The 19,778-nt window shown below is 64.6% G+C and carries 15 protein-coding genes; 2 read left to right on the forward strand and 13 right to left on the reverse strand.

From position 1 onward, the window contains the following. Nucleotides 1-66: 66 nt before the first annotated feature. The 3 genes from LCW13_RS14280 to LCW13_RS14290 all read right to left on the reverse strand — a co-directional run bounded on the left by LCW13_RS14280 (nt 67) and on the right by LCW13_RS14290 (nt 4,215). Nucleotides 67-2,451: a xanthine dehydrogenase family protein molybdopterin-binding subunit gene (locus LCW13_RS14280; protein ID WP_225347249.1), complete on the reverse strand. Its 2,385-nt coding sequence runs from the start codon at nt 2,449-2,451 to the stop codon at nt 67-69. Continuing rightward, nucleotides 2,438-3,031, reverse strand: a complete 594-nt coding sequence (locus LCW13_RS14285) for a (2Fe-2S)-binding protein (RefSeq protein WP_064503317.1) — start codon at nt 3,029-3,031, stop codon at nt 2,438-2,440. The genes LCW13_RS14280 and LCW13_RS14285 overlap by 14 nt, the downstream gene beginning before the upstream one ends. 479 nt (nt 3,032-3,510) lie before the next feature. Beyond that, nucleotides 3,511-4,215, reverse strand: coding sequence for a glutamine amidotransferase-related protein (locus LCW13_RS14290; protein ID WP_225347250.1), 705 nt, complete (start codon nt 4,213-4,215; stop codon nt 3,511-3,513). A gap of 229 nt (nt 4,216-4,444) precedes the next feature. On the opposite strand from LCW13_RS14290, the gene LCW13_RS14295 reads away from it, so the two are divergent. Next, nucleotides 4,445-5,635 (forward strand): MFS transporter, encoded by a 1,191-nt coding sequence (locus LCW13_RS14295; protein WP_225347251.1) that lies wholly within the window; start codon nt 4,445-4,447, stop codon nt 5,633-5,635. 118 nt (nt 5,636-5,753) lie between these two features. On the opposite strand, the gene astB is transcribed toward LCW13_RS14295, so the two are convergent. The 7 genes from astB to fabV form a co-directional block, all read right to left on the reverse strand. Then, entirely contained in the window at nt 5,754-7,100 is a 1,347-nt protein-coding gene (astB, locus tag LCW13_RS14300; RefSeq protein ID WP_225347252.1) for an N-succinylarginine dihydrolase, read from the reverse strand. Between the two features lie 100 nt (nt 7,101-7,200). Further along, nucleotides 7,201-8,700, reverse strand: a complete 1,500-nt coding sequence (astD, locus tag LCW13_RS14305; protein WP_225347253.1) for a succinylglutamate-semialdehyde dehydrogenase — start codon at nt 8,698-8,700, stop codon at nt 7,201-7,203. Nucleotides 8,701-8,851: 151 nt separating this feature from the next. Next, a complete protein-coding gene (astA, locus tag LCW13_RS14310; protein ID WP_225347254.1) occupies nt 8,852-9,883 on the reverse strand; it encodes an arginine N-succinyltransferase in 1,032 nt (343 codons plus the stop codon). Further along, entirely contained in the window at nt 9,883-10,944 is a 1,062-nt protein-coding gene (locus tag LCW13_RS14315) for an arginine N-succinyltransferase (protein WP_225348170.1), read from the reverse strand. The genes astA and LCW13_RS14315 overlap by 1 nt, the downstream gene beginning before the upstream one ends. A 23-nt stretch (nt 10,945-10,967) precedes the next feature. Continuing rightward, nucleotides 10,968-12,188 (reverse strand): aspartate aminotransferase family protein, encoded by a 1,221-nt coding sequence (locus tag LCW13_RS14320; protein WP_043334420.1) that lies wholly within the window; start codon nt 12,186-12,188, stop codon nt 10,968-10,970. A gap of 156 nt (nt 12,189-12,344) precedes the next feature. After that, the gene (locus tag LCW13_RS14325) at nt 12,345-13,346 is read right to left on the reverse strand and encodes a GlxA family transcriptional regulator (protein WP_200906740.1); all 1,002 of its coding nucleotides are present in this window, start codon (nt 13,344-13,346) and stop codon (nt 12,345-12,347) included. 266 nt (nt 13,347-13,612) lie between these two features. Then, entirely contained in the window at nt 13,613-14,815 is a 1,203-nt protein-coding gene (fabV, locus tag LCW13_RS14330) for an enoyl-ACP reductase FabV (protein WP_043334421.1), read from the reverse strand. Nucleotides 14,816-15,165: 350 nt separating this feature from the next. Between fabV and LCW13_RS14335 the strand changes: the two genes are divergently transcribed. Next, nucleotides 15,166-15,579, forward strand: coding sequence for a DUF7079 family protein (locus tag LCW13_RS14335; protein ID WP_166020033.1), 414 nt, complete (start codon nt 15,166-15,168; stop codon nt 15,577-15,579). A 173-nt stretch (nt 15,580-15,752) separates the two neighbouring features. On the opposite strand, the gene LCW13_RS14340 is transcribed toward LCW13_RS14335, so the two are convergent. The 3 genes from LCW13_RS14340 to LCW13_RS14350 all read right to left on the reverse strand — a co-directional run bounded on the left by LCW13_RS14340 (nt 15,753) and on the right by LCW13_RS14350 (nt 19,767). After that, nucleotides 15,753-16,421, reverse strand: coding sequence for a transglutaminase-like cysteine peptidase (locus tag LCW13_RS14340; protein WP_213114967.1), 669 nt, complete (start codon nt 16,419-16,421; stop codon nt 15,753-15,755). A 22-nt stretch (nt 16,422-16,443) separates the two neighbouring features. Beyond that, the gene (locus LCW13_RS14345; RefSeq protein WP_225347255.1) at nt 16,444-18,393 is read right to left on the reverse strand and encodes a bifunctional diguanylate cyclase/phosphodiesterase; all 1,950 of its coding nucleotides are present in this window, start codon (nt 18,391-18,393) and stop codon (nt 16,444-16,446) included. Nucleotides 18,394-18,459: 66 nt separating this feature from the next. Next, a complete protein-coding gene (locus tag LCW13_RS14350; protein ID WP_082388386.1) occupies nt 18,460-19,767 on the reverse strand; it encodes a TolC family outer membrane protein in 1,308 nt (435 codons plus the stop codon). Nucleotides 19,768-19,778: the final 11 nt, after the last annotated feature.

Genomic DNA, 19,778 nt, shown 5'->3' on the forward strand with positions numbered 1-19,778 from the left:
AAGACACGAAACCCGCCACCCGGGCATGCCGGAGTGGCGGGAATCAGAGGCATTCACCAAGGAGGATCAGGCCTCGCTGAGCGCGGCCTTGAGCGCCGCCGGACGCATCGGCAGGTCACGCAGGCGCACGCCGACCGCATGCTGAATGGCGTTGGCGATCGCCGGTGCGACCACCGTGGTGCCCGGCTCGCCGAGACCGACCGGCATCTCGGTGCTGTCGACGAACTCGAGATCCATCTGCGGCACCTGATGCATGCGCAGCGGCTGGTAGGCGCCCAGATTCTGCGCCACCGGGCCGCCCTCGCGGTACTCGGTGCCTTCGTGCATCGCCATCGAGACGCCCCACAGGAGCGAGCCTTCCAGCTGTGCCATGGCGCCATCCGGATGCGCCAGCGTACCGGCATCGACCACGCTGGTCAGCTTCTCGAGCTTGACCTCGCCCGTGGCGCGATCGACCTTGACCCGTGCCACGCAGGCCACCCAGGTCGGCATGCTGCGTTCCTGACCGAAGCTCAGTGCCACGCCCATGCCGGTGTCTGCCGGCAGGCTGTCGCGCTCGCTCCAGCCGGACTTCTCCATCACGCGCTTGAGCACGTTGCGCAGACGCTCGGCACCGCCGGTGCTGACCGGCGCCTTGCCGGCGTTGCGGCCTTCGGCGTCCAGCAGTGCGAGACGGAATTCGGCCGGGTCCTGCTCGGCCGCCAGTGCCAGCTCATCGATATGCTGTTCGACCGCCCACAGCGTCCAGCCCGGTGCGACGGAGCGCAGGTAGCCGGGCACGAAGGCCTCGTGGGCGACCTTATTCTGCTGCGCCCAGACACGCTGGGTGCCGACGTTGTACCAGTGGTCCGCGCCGCTGATGGAGAAGGAGTCCAGCTTGCCGCCACCTTCAATGGCTTCCGCCATGAAGGCCGGCATCAGGGCGGCCGTCGGCCAGCCAGCGGCGGCGGCGTGCTCGGAGGCCACGACACGCCCCTCGGCATCGAGACCGGAGCGCAGACGCTGCACCGAGGGCGAGCGCACGCAATCGAAGCGGCTGTCATCGGGGCGCGTGAAGATCATCTTCACCGGACGCCCCACGGCCTTGGAGGCCAGCGCTGCCGGCACGGCGTAGTCACCGTGCAGACGACGCCCGAAACCACCGCCCAGATACAGCTGGTGATGGGTGACCTTGCCTTCCTCGAGCTCCAGCGCCTTGGTGACCAGTGAGGTCAGCAGGGACTGCTGCTGGTTGCCGCAGTGGATGTGCCAGTGGCCATCTTCTTCGTAAGCCAGCGCATTGGCCGGTTCCAGCGTGAAGTGCAGCACGCTTGAGGTGGTGAAGGTGGATTCCACCGTGGTGGTGGCATTCTCGAGCAGCGGCGCAGGGTCGCCCTGATCCACCAGCAGTGAGCCATTGTCGCGGCTCGGCGAGCTGACCAGACGCTGGCCCTCGGCCTGGATCGCCGTTTCGTCGACCTGATAGCTGTCGCCCTTGCTCCACTCGACCTTGAGCAGGTCGGTGGCGCGCATCGCCGCCGAGAAGTTGTCGGCGATGACCGCAAGCCAGCCCTGACAGATGCCGGACGGGTCCTTGAGTTCGATGGTCTGGCGATAACCGATGACCTTGCGGGCCTCGCTGTCATCGACGGCGGTGACCTTGCAGCCGAAGCGGCTCGGCGGCATCACCGGACGCGCATGCAATGTCTTGCCGACACGCGCCTCGATCTCTGCCGGCAGGGTGTAGTCGATGCCGTAGACGGCCTGACCGTTGGTCTTGGGCGGCACGTCCAGCGCGTTGCCCCTGGTGCCCAGCACGCGACGCTCGGAGGCCGGCTTGAGCTCGATGGCCGCAAGCTCCTCCTCGGAGAAGCTGCGCTCCAGCCCCGCCGCGACGATCTCGCCATAGCTCAGCGACTGATCGCCACTGATGACGCGTCCCTTGCGCGCCTTGCAGCTCTCGACCGCCACGCCCATCTGCTGAGCGCCCGCCTCGATCAGCGCGATACGTCCCGCCGCGCCGGCCTGTGACAGCGGCTGGTAGCTCTGGTGAACCGACCAGCTGCCGCCGGTGATCATGTAGCCCCACTTGGGGGCGCTGTCGACGTAATCGACCTTGACGCTGTCCCAGTCGGCTTCCAGCTCCTCGACCACCAGACGCGCGAGGCTGGTGGCGACGTGCTGCCCCATCTCGGACTTGGTGATATGCACGGTGACGGTGCCATCAGTGGCGATGGCGTACCACATGGTCGGCTCGAAGGCCCCGGCGGACAGCGTCTCGCTGGCCGAGCCCTTGCCGTCTGCCCCAGCAGCCAGCGCCGCGCCGGACACGCCGAAGGCCAGCATGGTGGAACCCGCCACACTGCCGATCAGGAAGCCACGCCGCGTGATACCGCCGCGGCTCGAGGAAGTCTTGTGCGCGGCAGCAAGCTCGCGCTGATGCGCGGCCAGCTTGTCATCAAACCTTGCCATGAGACGTCTCCTCGACAGCAGAATGGGATACGGTGCCTGCCGTGGCACGCGGATCGAAGGTGCCGACGCCGGCAGTCGCGGCCGTGGCGTCGGTCTGCTGACCGCTCACCTGGCTGGTGGCACGCTCATTGGCGATGGTGGCGGCACGCTTCACTGCGCGATGGATGCGCACGTAGGCCATGCAGCGACACAGGTTGCCGGCCATGGCGGCGGTGACCTGCTCATCGGTGGGGTCGGGCGTATTCTTGAGGAAGTCGGCGGCCTGCATGATCTGGCCGGACTGGCAGTAACCGCACTGCGGCACCTGCTCCTCGACCCAGGCCTGCTGCAGCGGGTGGTCATCGTTCTCGGCCAGCCCCTCGATGGTGACGATGTCACCACCTTCGGCGGCCAGAACCGGCAGGACACAGGTACGCGCCGCTGTGCCGTTCAGGTGCACGGTACAGGCGCCGCACTGGGCGATGCCGCAACCGAACTTGGTGCCGGTCAGACCCAGGTGCTCACGCAGCACCCATAACAGCGGGGTTTGCGGGTCGACCTCGAGACTGACGGCCTTGCCGTTCAGAGTGAAGTTGGCCAAGGGGCTTCTCCTCAGGAGCATGAAGCAGGGACAGGATTGAGATACAGAGCTGGGATACAGAGCGGCGCGACGGCATGACTCGACATGGCGTCAGTAGACTGACGCTGCGTGTGTCCGGTGTCAGGGGGCGAACGGCACGTTGCATGTCGGGCAGGCTGCGCGATTGGCATACCCCGAATGGCGAAATTCTACAGGTCACGACTCGGCACCATGGTGCCAAACGGGAAACAGTGTAGTGTCACCAGACCGCGGCATGACACCAGACCGGGATATGGCACCCGCCATGGTAAACAGCGCATGTGACATGCATGACAGTATAGCGTTTCGCGGGGGGCGATCGGCAGTGGATTCCACGCAAGCCGGGCACGATTCGTCACCGATGCCTGCCGGCGCCTGTTAGCTGACAGCCCCTGCCGGTTCCTGAGGCTTCTGCCGATTCCTGACGGCTCGTGAAAAAAGCGCCCTGCGCTGGTCAGGCCTCAACGCCAGTGGCGAATGAAGGCCAGCATCCATTGCGTCATCACGGCGCTGTCTGGCGCGACACTCAGGGAGGCTTCGCCCTCGCGCACGCGATGTTCGCCGATCTGTTCGCGACGCAACCTCATCAGGTCACGTGAGTAGGCGGGGCTGAACTCGGGATGCCCCTGCACGCCGAGGCAGCTGCCCACCTCGATCAGATAGAAGGCGCAGAAGGCGCTGTCCGCCAGCACCCGGGCATCGGCAGGCAGGACACTGACCTGATCCTGATGGCTGACGATGAGATCCAGCCCCGTTTGCGGCGGTTGCATCCAGGGGCGTTGCGCGCAGACACGATTGAACGACAGGCCGACCCCCCAGCCGCGCGCATGTTTCTCCACCTCGCCCCCCAAGGCCCTGGCGATCACCTGATGGCCGAAGCAGACACCGACCAGCGGCAGCTTTGCCGCATGCACCCGCCGGACGAACTCACACAGTGTCGTGATCCAGGCGAGCCCATCATTGACGCCATGTTTTGACCCCGTGATCAGCCAGCCATCGCAGGCATCCAGCTGCTCGGGAAACTCGCCATCCAGGCAGCGCCAGACGCTGAGCCGGATATCGGGGTCACTGCGCGTGAGCAGGGCCTCGAACATGGCGGGATAGTTGCCGTGTCGCTCGATGAGAGCCGGATTGACGTCATCGCATTGCAGCAGACCGATGTGCATCACTACCTCCTGAGGTGGCGGGATCGACGACGTCCGCGCCACGACCGCGGCACGACCGTACGTGACAAGCAACGACTGCGCTGTCGCTTCTGCTACCGTCGTTGACGTATTCGGGATGCGCCCATCCATGAGAATAAAGTGGAATATAGAGACCAAGGTCTCAAGGTGATCTTCCGCCCACAGGCAGTGGAGTCCGCAGCACAATGGTAACGACAGGGGTGGGCCAGACATGCAACTGAACTGGAAGGCAGCGATCGCGTTGGCAGCGCTGATTCTCGCCATCAATACCGGCGCGCGGCAGGCCATGGGCTTCATGCTGCCACCGATGGCCAGCGAACTCACTTGGGGCATGGGGAGTCTGTCATTCGCGCTCGCCATCCAGAATCTGGTCTTCGGACTGGCCGCGCCCATCGCCAGCAAGCTGTCGGACCGCTTCGGCACGCTCAGCGTCTTCCTCGTCGGTAGCCTGTGCTATGCGGTCGGCATGGGCGTCACCGCCCTCTGGCCGACCCCGACGGTGTGGATGCTGGGCGCCGGCGTGCTGGCCGGTATCGGCATCGGCGCGACCACCTTCCCGCTGGTGCTGGCTGCCGTCACGCGCGTGGTCCCCCTCCAGCATCGTGGCATCGGGCTGGGCATCGCCTCGGCCGGCGGCTCCTTCGGGCAGCTGATCTACTCGGTCGCGACCCCGATGCTGGTGCTGATCGACTGGAAGATCGCCATGCTGGCCCTCGGGGCCAGCTGTCTGCTGCTGATTCCCATGGCCCTGCCCTTGCTGCGTCGCCCGCCAGCCGGCAGTGAGGCACCGGCGGAGGATATCCCGAGCCAGGGCCCGCTGCTGCAGGACCGACGCTTTCTGGCGCTCGCCGGCGGCTTCTTCGTCTGCGGCGTGCATGTCGCCTTCATCGCCACCCACCTGCCCAATTTCGTGGTCGCCTGCGGCCTACCCCTGAACGTGGCCGGCAACACGCTGGCGATCATCGGTGCGCTCAATATCGCCGGCACCATCCTGTTCGGTGCCTGGGGCGGCCGCCGTCACCCGCCGCAGCTGTTGATGCTGATCTATCTGTGCCGCGCCGCGCTGGTGATGGCCATGGTCGTCATCCCGCCCAGCAGCATGCTGCTCTACGCCTTCGGCGCGATCATGGGCATTCTGTGGCTGTCGACGGTGCCGCTGACCAGTCAGGCCGTGGCGCTCTACTTCGGCCAGAAGCGTCAGGCCTTCGTGTTCGGCATGGTGCTGGCCGCTCATCAGGTCGGTGCCTTCCTGGGGGCCTGGGGCGGTGGTGTGGTCTATCAGCTGACCGGCAGCTACGACCTGCTGTGGATCTCCAGCGGCATCTTCGGTCTGCTGGCCGCCATCGTGCACTGGCCGGTGCGCCGCGAGCCCACGCGCGTGATCCAGCCACAACTGGCCTGAGTCGCGCCACGGGATCCGCCGCTCTCATCTCAGACCTCTGATCACATCTCCACAACGACACAGCCCCCACCGGCGAGACCGATGGGGGCTGTGTCGTTGTGGACTTCAGCGGGGACGATCAGCGCTGGAAGGCGTAGACATTGCCGACCTTCAACAGCCGCGTCAGCTCATCCAGTGCCGCCAGGGTTTCCTCGGCCAGCTGCGGGTCGGCGAGGTCTGCCGGTGTCAGGCTGTCACGGTAGTGACGCTTGACCCAGTCACCCAGCTCGGCGTGCAGCGTATCGCTCATCATCACGCGCCCGGACAGCGCGGCGCGCTCGGCGTCGCTGAGCACCACGCGCAGACGCAGACAGGCCGGGCCACCGCCATTGCGCATGCTCTGCTTCACGTCCTTGACCAGCACTTCGCCGATCGGATTGGGGCCGGCCAGAATCGCATTCTGCAGCGCGTTCCATACCGCTTCGTTCTCCTGACACTCGCCCGGCACCACCAGCGTCATGCTGCCATCGTCGTTGGAGAGCAGCTGCGAGTTGAACAGATAGGAGGAGACGGCATCCTCGAGGCTGACGGCTTCCAGCGGCACACGGATCGGGATCAGCGGCGTGGACAGCTTGGCGCGAATCTCATCGAGCACCGCCTCTTCATCGCGGAAGGCCAGCTCGTGATAGAACAGCACCGGGCCATTGCCCACCGCGATCACATCGTTGTGGAAGACGCCGGCATCGATGGCGTCCGGGTGCTGCTGGGCGAACACCACCTGACCTTCGCTCAGACCATGCTGACGCGCGACGGCCTGACTGGCTTCCAGCGTCTGACGCGCCGGATAGCGACGCGGTTCGACGCCGTCACCGCCGAAGGCCTGGCGGCCATAGACGTAGAGATGCACGCCCGGCCCGCCGTGGCCATCGCACAGCCGCGTGTGGTTGGCGGCGCCTTCATCGGAGAAGGACGGCGTCGCGGGCAGCGCAGGGTGATGCGCGAAGTGACCATCGTCGGCGAAGATGGCGCCCAGGATGCGCCCGGTGGTCGCTGGCTCCAGGTAGCGGTGGAAGCTGGATTGCAGGTTGGCCGGCGTGAAGTGCACGCGGCCATCACCACTGTCGCGCGACGGCGTGACGGTAGCGGCGTTGGCCGTCCACATGCTGGAGGCGGAACACACCGCGCGCAGAAGCTGCGGTGCCTGCTCGCTGGCCGCCTTCAACACCTGGGCGTTGCTGCCGGTGAAGCCGAGATCACGCAGCGCCCCAAGGTCCGGGCGCTGTTGCGGTAGCAGAATCCCCTGTGCATAACCCAGATCCGCCAGCGACTTCATCTTGTCGAGGCCCTGCAGCGCGGCTTCGCGCGGGTTGGAGGCCAGGCCGCCGTGGCGCATCGAGGCCACGTTGCCATGCGCCAGGCCGGCGTAGTTGTGGGTCGGGCCGACCAGGCCATCGAAATTGATCTCTTGATACGGGGTGTCGGACATGAAGGTCTCCTGCCACGACGCCTTGCCAGCTCAGCAAACAGGCACGGCGGGCGTCGTGGTCAACAATGGGTAAGCGGCAGCGGTGCCCGAACGGACGGCCTTACAGACGGATACCGGCCGGCAGGTTCGCGGGCAGCGCCAGCTCCTCGGCTTCCATCGAGGCGACCGGATAGCTGACATAGTCGGCGGCATAGTAGGCGCTGGGGCGATGGTTGCCGCTGTCGCCGATGCCACCGAAGGGCGCATCGCCGGAGGCGCCGGTGGTCTGGCGATTCCAGTTGACGATGCCTGCGCGAATGCGCAGCAGGAAGTCGTCCCAGTCAGCACGAGCGCCACCGATCAGTCCGGCCGAGAGGCCGTAGCGGGTGTCATTGGCCAGCGCGATGGCGTCGTCCCAATCGGCGTAGCGGTGGATCTTGAGCAGCGGGCCGAAGAATTCCTCGTCCTCGAGCGCAAGGCCAGTGACATCGATCAGCGCCGGGCTGAGCAGACTGGTGCCCTCTTCCACCTGCTGCATGCGCACGATGACGTTGCCGCCCAGCGCTTCGAGATCGTCCTGCGCCTTGAGCAGCCCCTCGGCCGCGGCGACGCTTGCCAGGCCACCATAGAAGGGGGCGTCCTGCGCGAACTGCCCCGCCACCCGCAGCTCGCGCAGCGCCGTGGCCAGCGTCTCGATCAGACGATCACCGACCTCGCCCTGCGGCACGATCAGGCGCCGCGCACAGGTACAGCGCTGACCGCCCGAGGCGAAGGCCGACTGGATGATCGCCAGCACCGCGGCGGTTTCATCCTGCACATCGCGCACCACCAGCGGGTTGTTGCCGCCCAGTTCCAGCGCCAGCAGCTTGCCGACCTGACCGGCGAACTGACGGTGCAGCAGCTTGCCGACCTTGGCACTGCCGGTGAACAGCAGCCCATCGATGCCTTCGGACTGGGACAGGGCCTGGCCGACTTCCGCCGCGCCCTGCACCAGATTGATCACGCCGGCCGGCAGGCCCGCGGCCTCCCAGCACTGCAGGGTGAGATCGGCGGTGGCCGGGGTCAGCTCGGAGGGCTTGAACACGCAGGCATTGCCCGCCAGCAGCGCCGGTACCATGTGGCCGTTGGGCAGATGGCCCGGGAAGTTGTAGGGGCCGAAGACCGCCATCACGCCGTGCGGGCGGTGGCGCAGGACTGCCTGGGTGCCCGCGACATCCTTGGCACGCTCGCCGGTGCGCTCATGATAGGCCTTCACCGAGATCGCGATCTTGCCGATCATCGCGCCGACCTCGGTGCGCGCTTCCCACAGCGGCTTGCCGGTTTCGCTGGCGATGCTGACCGCCAGCGCTTCGCGATGCTGCTCCAGCTGATCGCGGAAGCGCTCCACCACCGCCAGACGCGCCTCGAAGCCCAGGCGCGCCCAGGCCGGGAATGCCTGACGCGCTGCCGCGACGGCCTGCTCGACCTGCTCGGCAGTGGCAGCGGCGCCCTGCCACAGACATGCGTGGGAGACGGGGTCGGTCTTGGTGAAGGATGCGGCCTCACCCGCTTGCCACGCGCCGTCGATGAAGAGCTGTTGACGCACGTTGAGTGTGGCGGGAGTCGAATTCGTAGTGGTCATGGCATGCCTCATCGAAAGGGCGCGCCGCGCGAGCGACGCTGAACAAGGAGTAACGGGGCAGTTGGCGATCTGCCCCGCTGATGGCAAAAGGACGCAAGGCGGTGTGCGCCTGCGAGATGGCGCGAAGAAGCGGATGCCCGTGGCGGACGCTTCAGCCGGCCAGCACGCGCAGCGTGTCACCGCCGGTGACGCCGAGGCGTTCGGCCTCATCACGGTGGAGGCGCACATGGCAGGCGCCGGAGTCGTCCCGGGTGACGTCGTGGCTGATCCAGCTGGCACGGAAGTCGGCCATGCCGGTGGTGGCGGCCATCACGGCGGGACGCTCGCAGGCCGGGGCATCAGACGCGATGACCTCGACACTCGCCAGCTGGCTGTCACGCACGGCGCGCACATCATCGATATAGGCCTCGACTGTCGGGCCGCCATCGAAGATGTCGACGTAGCCTTCCCAGCGCAACCCTTCCTTCTTGAGCATCGCCACCGCCGGACGGGTGTGCTCATGTACCTGCCCGATGGCGGCCCGCGCGGGCTCGGAGAGAAACGGCGTATAGATCGGGAACTTGGGCATCAGCTCGCCGATGAAGCTCTTCTGGCCCATCCCGGTGAGGCGGTCGGCCTCATTGAAGTCCATCGGGAAGAAGTGGCTGCCCAGACACTCCCAGAACGGGCTGCGCCCTTCGGGCGTGAAGACACCGCGCATCTCGGCCAGCACCTTGTCGGGGAAGGCCGCGCGGAACTGGGCCATGAACAGCCAGCGCACCCTGGAGAGCAGCGCGCCGTTGCGGTCCTTGCGCCAGCCCTCACGCAGGAACAGCGAGCAGACCTCGGCATCACCGGTGTGGTCGGAGCACAGCGTCAGCGTATCCAGGGTGCGATGCAGATCGAGCTGCACCGAGGAATGCGCCAGCGAACCGAGGCGATAGTGATAGAACGGCGCATCGGTGCCCACGCAGGCCTCGATGGCACAGCAGCCCGCGATGCTGCCATCGCGATCATCCTCGAGCACGAAGAAGTACAGGCGATCATCGCTGGGTTCGCGGCCCTCGAAGGCGGCCAGGGTGCGCTCTATCTTGGCGCTGAGAAACTCATGATTGTCCGGCAGCGAGGTGAAGCCGACACCGGTTTCCCGCGCCAGTACCTTGAGGCCTTCGATATCGTGTCGAGCGATAGGACGAATGCGCATTACAACTCTCCCTCATCCATCGTCGGCAATGGCATCGGCACGGCAAGCACCGCACGCCCCTCTTCCACGCCCAGCACTTCGGCCTGCTGCGGCGTCAGCATCAGCTGGCCGGTCGGCGTCAGGGCATAGCGCGCCAGCACGCAGCGGAAATCGCCGAGACGCTGGTTGGCCACCATCGCCGGCACCGCATCCGGCAGGCTTTCCTGCGGTCGGATACGCACCGGATGCCAACCGCACTGCTTGAAGGTGTGCAGACGCTCGCACTCCGCCAGCAGCAAGGGGCCGGCATCGAAGATGTCGACATGACGCGAGCGCGAGAAGCCCTCGGCGAGCATCTCCTGCATGGCGTACTCATGGTGCGGATTCTCACGCCCGATGGCGGCACGCGCCTGGGGGGTGAGCAGCGGCAGATAGAGCGGGAACGGCGGCATGACCTCGGCGATGAAGCTCTTGGAACGCACCCCCGCCATCTGATTGATTTCATTGAAATCACGATCAAAGAAGTGCTGACCGACGCTGTCCCAGAACGGGCTGACCTGACGCTCGTCGCGCGTTTCCAGATAGCCCGGGAAGGCCACCGCCAGTTCGGTGGCGAAGCGTTCCGGGTACTGGGCGATGAACATCAGGCGTGCGCGGCGCAGCAGGCTGTCCGCATCCGTCTCGCGGTAGCGGGCATCCAGCGACAGCGCGCACAGCAGCGTGGCATCCGACACCTCATGCGACAGCGACAGCGTCTGCACTTCGTGGCGCACGTTGAGCTGCTGCGAGGCGTGGATCAGCGTTTCCTGACGATAGGTGTAGTAGGCCTCGCGCGCGCCAGCCTCGGCGCGCAGCGAGGCGGTACCGACCACTTCGCCGGTGTCGAGATCTTCCAGCACGAAGCAGTAGATCTCGTCGCCCGGGAAGTCGATCTCGGCTCGCAGACTGCGCTGGGAGCGCAGAATGCGCTCCTCGAGGCGGTCACGATGTGCCGGCAGATTGGTCAGGCGAGGCGTGGCCGTGGCCGCGAGCCGCTCGAGGGCGAGCAGATCGCGGCTTTCGGCAGGCCGCACCACCAGCATCGGGGCACTGCTCATGGCGCTGCTCATGCAGATGCAGAGGCGGCGACGAAATTCGCCACGGCGCGGTCGAGCTTGTCGAGACCACTCTGGATCTCCTCTTCGCTGATCACCAGCGACGGCGCCAGACGCAGCACGTCAGGACCGGCGATCAGCACCATCAGGCCTTCTTCCATCGCCAGGTTGAGAATGTCCTTGGCACGCCCCGCGTAGTCCGGCGCCATCTGGGCACCGATCAACAGGCCCATGCCACGCACTTCCTTGAAGACACCGTGACGCTTGGCGATGCCTTCCAGGCCGTTGCGCAGCAGCTGGTGGCGGTGCGCGACACCGTCGAGGGTTTCCGGGGTGTCGATGGTCTCGAGCGCCGCCAGACCCACGGCACACGCCAGCGGGTTGCCGCCGTAGGTGGAACCGTGAGTGCCGATGGCCATGGCCGGTGCGATGCGATCGGTGGTCAGCATGGCGCCCAGCGGGAAGCCGCCGCCGATGCCCTTGGCGGTGGTCAGGATGTCCGGCACCACACCGAAGTGCTGGTAGGCGTACAGGTGACCGGTACGCCCGGCACCGCTCTGGACTTCATCGAAGATCAGCAGCGCATCGTGCTGGTCGCACAGCTCACGCAGTCCTTCGAGGAATGCCTGCTCGCCCGGAATGATGCCGCCCTCGCCCTGCAGCGGCTCGACGATGATCGCGCAGGTGTCATCGCCCATCAGCTCGCGCACGGAGTCGAGATTGTTGAATTCGGCGTGCTGGATACCGCCCGGAATCGGCCCGAAGCCCTGGGAATACTTGGGCTGGCCACCGACGCTGACGGTGAAGAAGGTGCGGCCATGGAAGGACTGACGGAAGGAGATGATCTTGTCCTTCTTCTCGCCATGGGTGTCGTGGGCGAAACGACGCGCCAGCTTGAGCGCGGCCTCGTTGGCCTCACCACCGGAGGAGCAGAAGTAGACCTTGTCGGCGAAGGTGCGCTCGGTCAGCGCCTTGGCCAGCGCCAGTGCCGGCTCGTTGGTGTAGACGTTGGACAGGTGCCAGACCTTGTCGGCCTGGTCCTTGAGCGCCTTGACCAGCGCCGGATGGCAGTGGCCCAGCGAGGTGACGGCGATGCCACCGGCGAAGTCGATGTACTCGCGACCTTCCTGATCCCACAGACGGCTACCCTCGCCGCGTACCGGAATGGCAGCCTGGGGTGCGTAGTTGGGCACCATGGCATGGTCGAAATCGGCACGGGTCAGCTGGGTCATCGTCTCTTCCTCATCGCGGGGTCTTGGCATGGCCGGCCGATGATCGGCAAGCCACGGGTCATGACACTCGAGTATAGGGAGGCGAGATGACAAAGACTTTCAGCGAAAGGACGACGACTTATGTCAGGAGGCGACTTTTGTCATCCAGGGAAGGTGTCAGGCCTGCAACATGAGACGTTCGTCGCGGGGGCTGCGCCCGAAATGGTTGCGAAACGCCGTGGAGAAGTGAGCGGCGCTGGAAAAGCCGGTGGCCAGCGCGATCTCGCCGATCGGCTGATCGCTCTCGCGCAGCAGCTGGCGCGAGCGCGCCAGACGCAGATCCAGATAGTAGCGGCTGGGCACCGCCTGCAGATGCTTCTTGAACAGCCGCTCCAGCTGACGCCGCGAGATGCCGAGGTGCTCGCCGATCTCGTGGGTGGAGAGCGGCTCCTCGATATTGGCCTCCATCAGCGTCACGGCCTCCACCAGCGGCTGGGGCGCATGGGCGAAACGGTTCTTGAGCGGCACGTGCTGCGGCTCGTCCGCCAGCCGGATGCGCTCGCAGACGAAGTGCTCGGAGACCTTCTCGGCCAGCGCGCGACCATGCTGCTGGGCGATCAGCGTCATCATCATGTCCATCGCCGCGGTGCCACCGCCGCAGGTGACACGATCACGATCCAGCTCATAAAGCTGATGGGAGACGTTGACCTGCGGGAAGTCGCGGCGGAAGGATTCGGCGCGCTGCCAGTGGATCGTCGCACGATAGCCATCGAGTAACCCGGCGCGAGCCAGCTCACGAGTGCCGGTGGAGATGCCGCCCAGCATCACGCCACGTTCGGCCAGACGCTTGAGCCAGGCCAGCAGCGCGGGATTCGAGGCTACCTCCTGCAGGCCCGCCTCGCCCGCCGGCTGAGCACCGCACACGAACAGGGCATCCAGATGGCGCGAATCACTGGCGACCAGACTGTCCGGCGAGAGACTCAAGCCCGCCGCGGATGCCACGCCACGCCCGTCAAGCGCGAAGGTGACGGCCCGATAGAGTGTCTGCCCCGCGAGCTGGTTGGCCACCTGCAGTGGCTCCAGCGCACAGGCCTGGGACAACAACGAGAAGCCGGGCAGCAGCACGAAGCCTATCTGGCGCTGCTGGGCCTGGGGGGAAACCAGTGAATCCACGGGCATGAGTGTGAGTCGGGGTCCGTCGCGTGAGGGTGGCGCCATATTGTGCCATGCCTCTGGCACTTGTGCCTGGCCCGGACTAGCATGACGCTCGAGATGAGGCCACCACTCACGACGACGCCACCCCGAAGGATGGCGTCGTCAGTGCTCAGCTGTCAGTGCTCAGCTGTCAGTGCTCAGCGGGCAGCGCTCAGGTCTCAGTGGGCAGCGCTCAGCGAGCTGCCAAGACCTCTGCGCTTATGCCGAGGCGCGCTTATATTGAGGCGCCCTTACATCTGAACGACATCGAACTCGACATCGGTGGCGACATCGGCATCGTAGTCGACGTCGTCACGGGTGAAGCCGAACAGCTTCAAGAATTCCTGCTTGTAGCTGGCGTAGTCGGTGATGTCGAACAGGTTGTCGCTGGTGACCTGCGGCCACAGTTCCTGACAGGCCTGCTGGACGTCGTCCTTCAGCTCCCAGTCGTCGAGACGCAGACGGCCGGACTCGTCGGTGGCGATCTCGCCTTCGCCGTAGAAGCGCTCGGCGTAGAAGCGGTTGAGCTGCTCGATGGTGCCTTCGTGCAGGCCCTTCTCCTTCATGATCTTGTAGACCATGGAGATGTAGAGCGGCATGACCGGGATCGCGGCGCTGGCCTGGGTGACCACGGACTTGAGCACGGCCACGTGGGCACGACCACCCTTGGCGGACAGCTTCTCGTGGATGCTGCCAGCGGCGCGGTCCAGATCTTCCTTGGCGCGACCCAGCGCACCGTGCCAGTAGATCGGCCAGGTGATCTCGGTACCGATGTAGCTGAAGGCGACGGAGCGGGCGCCCTCAGCCAGCACGCCGGCGTCGTCCAGCGCCTGCATCCACAGCTCCCAATCCTGACCACCCATCACGGTGACGGTATCTTCGATTTCCTGCTCGGTGGCCGGCTCGACCTCCGCTTCGATGATGGTGTCCTTGTTGGTGTCGATGGCAGTCGCGCGGTAGGTCTCGCCGATTGGCTTGAGCACGGAGCGCTTCACTTCACCGCTGTCCGGCAGCTTGCGCACCGGAGAGGCCAGAGAGTAGACGACGAGGTCGACTTCGCCCATGTTGGCCTTGATCAGCTCGATGGCCTTGGCGCGTGTCTCATGCGAGAAGGCATCGCCGTTGATGGCCTGGCTGTAGAGGCCTTCCTGCTTGGCGAACTTGTCGAAGGCGGCAGAGTTGTACCAGCCTGCGGTGCCGGCCTTCTTCTCGGTGCCCGGCTTCTCGAAGAACACGCCCAGGGTATCGGCGCCATAACCGAAGGCTGCCGTGATACGTGCCGCGAGGCCATAGCCGCTGGAAGAACCGATCACCAGCACCTTCTTCGGACCACCGTCACGCTTGTCACCGACTGTCTTGCGGGTGATGGCGATCTGCTCGGCGACATTCTGCTCGCAGCCCTTGGGATGTGTGGTGGTGCAGATGAAGCCACGAACCTTGGGTTTGATGATCACGTAAAGAACCTCGTTTGCTGTTGGCCCGGCGTGTACCCGCCGATGCGATACTCGCTTCACGCTGACAGCAGGCAATGGCCGTCCTTGGGTGGTGAAGCGTATCGTGAAATAGGGCGTTCGAATCCCGTAAAGCAGGCTCAGTGCCAGCTCATGGGCGCTATTCTAGCGGCTGTCGGCGACGCTGTCCGCCCTGCCGTCATGATCCGCCATCTGCCTGCATATCACTGGAGCCAGCCGCGGCGGCTGCCGTATCATGTAGGCCTTTTCGCACACTGCCATTCCACTGCCGTCCTGCATTCGCCGCTGGTTGCCAGCCGCACTGTCCGACAGGCTCTGCCCAGGATGTTTTCATGAACGATCAGAACGCTCACCTCGCCCCCGATGTGGCCGCCCTGCTCGAGCGCCGACAGGACATCTGGCTGGCGCTGTCTCCACTGTGGCTGGAGCGCGACCCACGTGAAGCCGAGTATCAGCACATGGCAGAAGTCGTCGAGGCCCAGGGGCTGAGCTTCCAGGAACTGGAAAAGCTCTATCGGCTGGAGATGGCCCCGGTACTGGTGCGAGAACAGGTCAGCATGACGCCCAACTTCAAGGGCTTCGATGACAGCCAGCTACTGTCACGCCTGCTGCAGCATACGCATCGTCTGACACGTGGCCGGCGCATGTTCTGGCTGCTGTTTTCGGGGCTGGCCACGATGCCGAGTCGCCATCGCTACGGCAATCTGCTCGAGATCCTGCACCTGCGCGGCAATACGCCCCGCTAATGCGCGCCCCGCAATCTGCATGGGGAAGCCTGACGAGGGCTCTGGCCTGCAACGCCCGAATGACAAGACACCCCGCGACCGGAAGGTCACGGGGTGTCTTGTCGTGCTGTAGTGCTTAGCAGTGCTTGGCAGAGCTCAATCGCCATTCCTCGAGGGGGCTTTCGCCGCCAGGCTCATGGCCGTTTGTGACGCGGCACTCTCAGCACCCCTTGTGCGCGGCGCTTCTGCCAATCAGACAGACTTGAAAGGCCTCGGCTGTCGCTGATGCGCTTGCCCCCTTCCAGACGTTTGCTCATCCACAGCGCACTGCCATTGAAACTGTAGATAGGCAGCAGGTCCGTGCGCTCACTGGCCGGCAGGATGGAACTGTTCAGGTTGTCCAGTACATCAGGATTGCGCGTATTGGCCCCCTGATAGGTCACGACCATGTGGAACTGGTTGAGGCTGAGCGCCTTGACGTAGTGCAGACGCAGGCGGTCTTCCGGTACGCCAAGCTCGCGCAGGGTCAGGTACTTGGCCATGGCGAAGTCGTCGCAATCACCAGCCCCTGCCCCCAGAAACTCCTGCGGCGTCGCCCAGTAATCAGTCGCTCCCCAGACGCTGAGGTCATCGGTGAAGTTGAGACGATTGAAGAAATCGTTCACTTCGCTCAACTGACGCCTGATCGGCGCGCCCTCCAGCCGCTGCAACAGTTGCTGCCATTGCTGCACACGATTCCAGCCACCTGTCCCGTAGATCTGGATGAACTGGCGGGAATCCACCGCCTGTGCCAGACCCGCACCGAGCGACAACGCCAGCAGCACCCCGACCGCAAGACCCTCCCACCAGCGGCGATGATTCATGTCGAGGCACCCTGAATGTCACTTAGCGAGGCATATCTTCTGCTGGATTGGCGAACCTTGCCATGACATCGACTGCCGGTGACACGAAGCCCTGATAGCCATCTGCGCCCAGCGACATCGCCCGCTCCTGATCCGCCTCGGACTCGACGCGGGTCACGATGACCTGCGACTCGACCTGATGCGCGGTCATGCACAGACTCTGCAACAGCTCGGTGTCGACATCTTCGCGCTTGAAGAACGCCTGGTCGATCTTGACGTAATCAGGCCGCAGTGCCGACAGATAGCTGAGCTCCTTCAGCTCTCGGGCGAAGCGGTCGATGCCGCCCCGCGCCCCCAGACGACGAGCATGCCGGAACAGCATCTTGATACGCTCCTGATGCCTGAGAGCGATGCTTTCGGACACCTCGATATCCAGACGCTTGCACAGGCGCGGATGCGCCGCCAACCAGTTGAGCAGACCAATATAACTGGCTTCATCGTCGAAGGTTTCTTCGGTCAGGTTGAGCGCCAGTCTGGGCACTTCAATCCGGTCGATATAGGAGGCCAGCCACTCCAGAGCGCGCAGATCGAACTGCGCCCCCATGCGGAAATGGCGAATCACCGGCAGGAAGTCACCCGCACGATGCAATTCATCACCATCGCGCAGACGGGCAAACAGCTCGCGGTGGAGCTCGCCACCATCGTTGAGCAACACCGGTTGAGCGACGAAGTCGAGTCCCTTGGGGGAATCCAGGGCCTTTTCGATGATCTCGCGCCACTCGCCTCGCGGACGCGCACGGCCACCCGCAGGGGCCAGTTCCACGCCCGACCCTTGCTCGATGGCCTGACGAAGCGTGGCATCTGCAACGGCATACATCTGGGTGCGCTGCATGCCCGGCTCACGCCGAACGGCGCCAAGAGCACAGTTCTCCGGCGGAGTATCCACCAGCGGATTGGCATCCAGCAGATTGTCGATGTCCTCCGCCAATAGCGTGAGAAACTCCTGAAGCCGAGCCTCGTCGGTTTCAGGCAGCAACAGGCCGAAATCACTATTGGCCAGACGCGCGGCAATGATCGCCTCACCCGCCAGTTCGCGATCTTCCAGCTTGCGCGCGATGGCTTTCACCAGGGCGTCACGCCCCTTGTAGCCCTGCTCGCGATACACCACCTTGATATGCGACACGCGCAGCAGCGCGAAGCTGCCACCCATCGGCTCGCTCAGCCACTCATCGACCGCTCGGTTCAAATAGCCACGATTGCCAAGCCCCGATACCGAGTCTTCTTCCGCCTGGCGCTGCAGACGCGCCAACTGCGCGGCCTGAGCCTCGAACTGGGTCTGCAGGCGCTGCCCAAGACGATTGACCGCCGAGGTGATGCCCTTGAGCTCCGCCACGCTGGTCTCTTCCAGCGGCGCGTCGAAGCGCTGCGTCTCCATCTCATTGAGGCGAGACGATAGACGCTCCAGCGGGCGCAGCAGACGACGCATAACCAATGAGGCAATCAGCAGCGTGATCAGACCGCCGAGCAACAGCCACAGCGCCAGACGCTTGGCCAGCTGCCAGAGCTGGTCATAGCCCTGGGCAGATTCGCCGGTCAGGCTGATCGTGCCCAGCGACGCCCAGCCACCCGGCAGCTCGCGGCTCGCCGATTCCACCGGCATGGGAATCAGGTCACGAAACCACTGCGGTGCCAGACTCTCGCGCACGACATTGAAAGCGATAGGCGTCGCGATGGCCACGCTCTCCAGCCTGGCATCGCGCACATGACCACCATCCACCGTGGCACGTATCAGGGCTTCGGCACTGGCGGCATCGCCAAGCTCTACATGTGGCACCAGCGCGAGACTCAGGCTCTGGGCGAGATTCGAGAGTTCGACGCGTTGTCGTTCGGCCAGTGCATCACGGGTGTTGTTGACCTGGATGAAGAAGATACCGAGGGAGAACCCCAACAATACCAGCAACATCAAGGTAAACAGGCGGCGCGAAAGACTCATCTGATTTCCTCATCAACCATCAGCATGGCAACGGCGCACCCAGGGTTCGGGAGCGCCGTGGGTGGCTTAGCCCTGTTGTTGGACGGGGACGGCAACATTCATGGAATCCAGCAGAGCGCCGGTCGCCGACAGCAGGCGATAGTTGGCGGTTTCCAGATCAAAACGGGCGCGAATCAGGTTCTGTTGAGAGGTGAACAGCTCACTCTCGCTATCCAGAAGGTCCAGCAATGTGCGGCGCCCGATATCGAATTGCTTGCGATAACTCTCGCGGGTATCGGTCGCGGCACGCACATAACTTTCCAGGTAATCGATCTGACGCTTGAGGTTCTCGCGGGCATTCCATGCCAGACGAATCTCGTCACGCACATCGCGCATCACGCGATCATTGTCGTGCTCGACCGCTTCCAGCGCTGCCTGACGACCGCGGATCTCGGACTGATCACGGCCACCACGATACAGGTTGTAGCGCATGACCAGTTCGACACTCCAGTCGTCTGACTTGCTCTTGTCCTGGTCATAATCATTGTCCAGCGTGCGATTGCCCTCGAGACTGAACTCGGGGTAGTTATCGCCCTTCTCGGCGTTCACTTCATGGCGTGCAGCATCAATGGAGACCCGCGCTGCCGCCAACAGCGGGTTGCGCTGATTGGCCTGCACGTAGGCGCTCTCGACATCCTCGCTGAGCAGGCTGGTGTCGATGCCCGGCATGCTGAGGTCCGACGGCATCTCACCCACCAGACGCAGATAGGCAGAGCGGGAATCCTCGAGATTGTTGATCGATGACAGCACGCTGGCTTCGGCATTGGCCAGACGACCATCCACCTGACGCACGTCACTGCGCGCACCGAGGCCGGATTCCGCACGCCGCCCGATATCATTCGAGATACGACGGTGAGCCTCGAGATTGGCTTGTGCGTACTTGAGAATCAGCTCATCACGCATGACCTGCAGATAGGCACCGGCCGTATCCAGCGCGATGTCATTGGCCTCGGCCGCAACCTGCAGGCGCTGGTAGTCCGCCTCTGTCTCGGCCTGGCGAATGCGCTCGATTGTCGTGTTGCCGTCCCAGAGCAGCTGACGGATGGTCAGATCAAGGCGCGTGTAATCGTGCCAGTCGTCATCGTCATTGACGCCGTCATCTTCCGAGTCGAACTTGCCATAGCCCAGACGACCGGTCAGATCCACTGTCGGGCGATACGCCCCGCGCTGGGTTTCCGCTTCTTCGAGTCGCTGGATGTGACGTGAAACCTGAACGCGCGTGCGCGGGTTTTCCATTACCGCTCGGGATACGGCCTCTTCAAGAGTCGCAGCCGAAGCCTGAACGCCAAACCCCATCCCTGCGGCGATGCTCAACGCCAAGAGTGTCTTTTTCATTATGAGTTACC

The organism is Cobetia amphilecti (genome assembly GCF_020217465.1).
GTDB classification, from domain to species: Bacteria; Pseudomonadota; Gammaproteobacteria; order Pseudomonadales; family Halomonadaceae; genus Cobetia; species Cobetia amphilecti.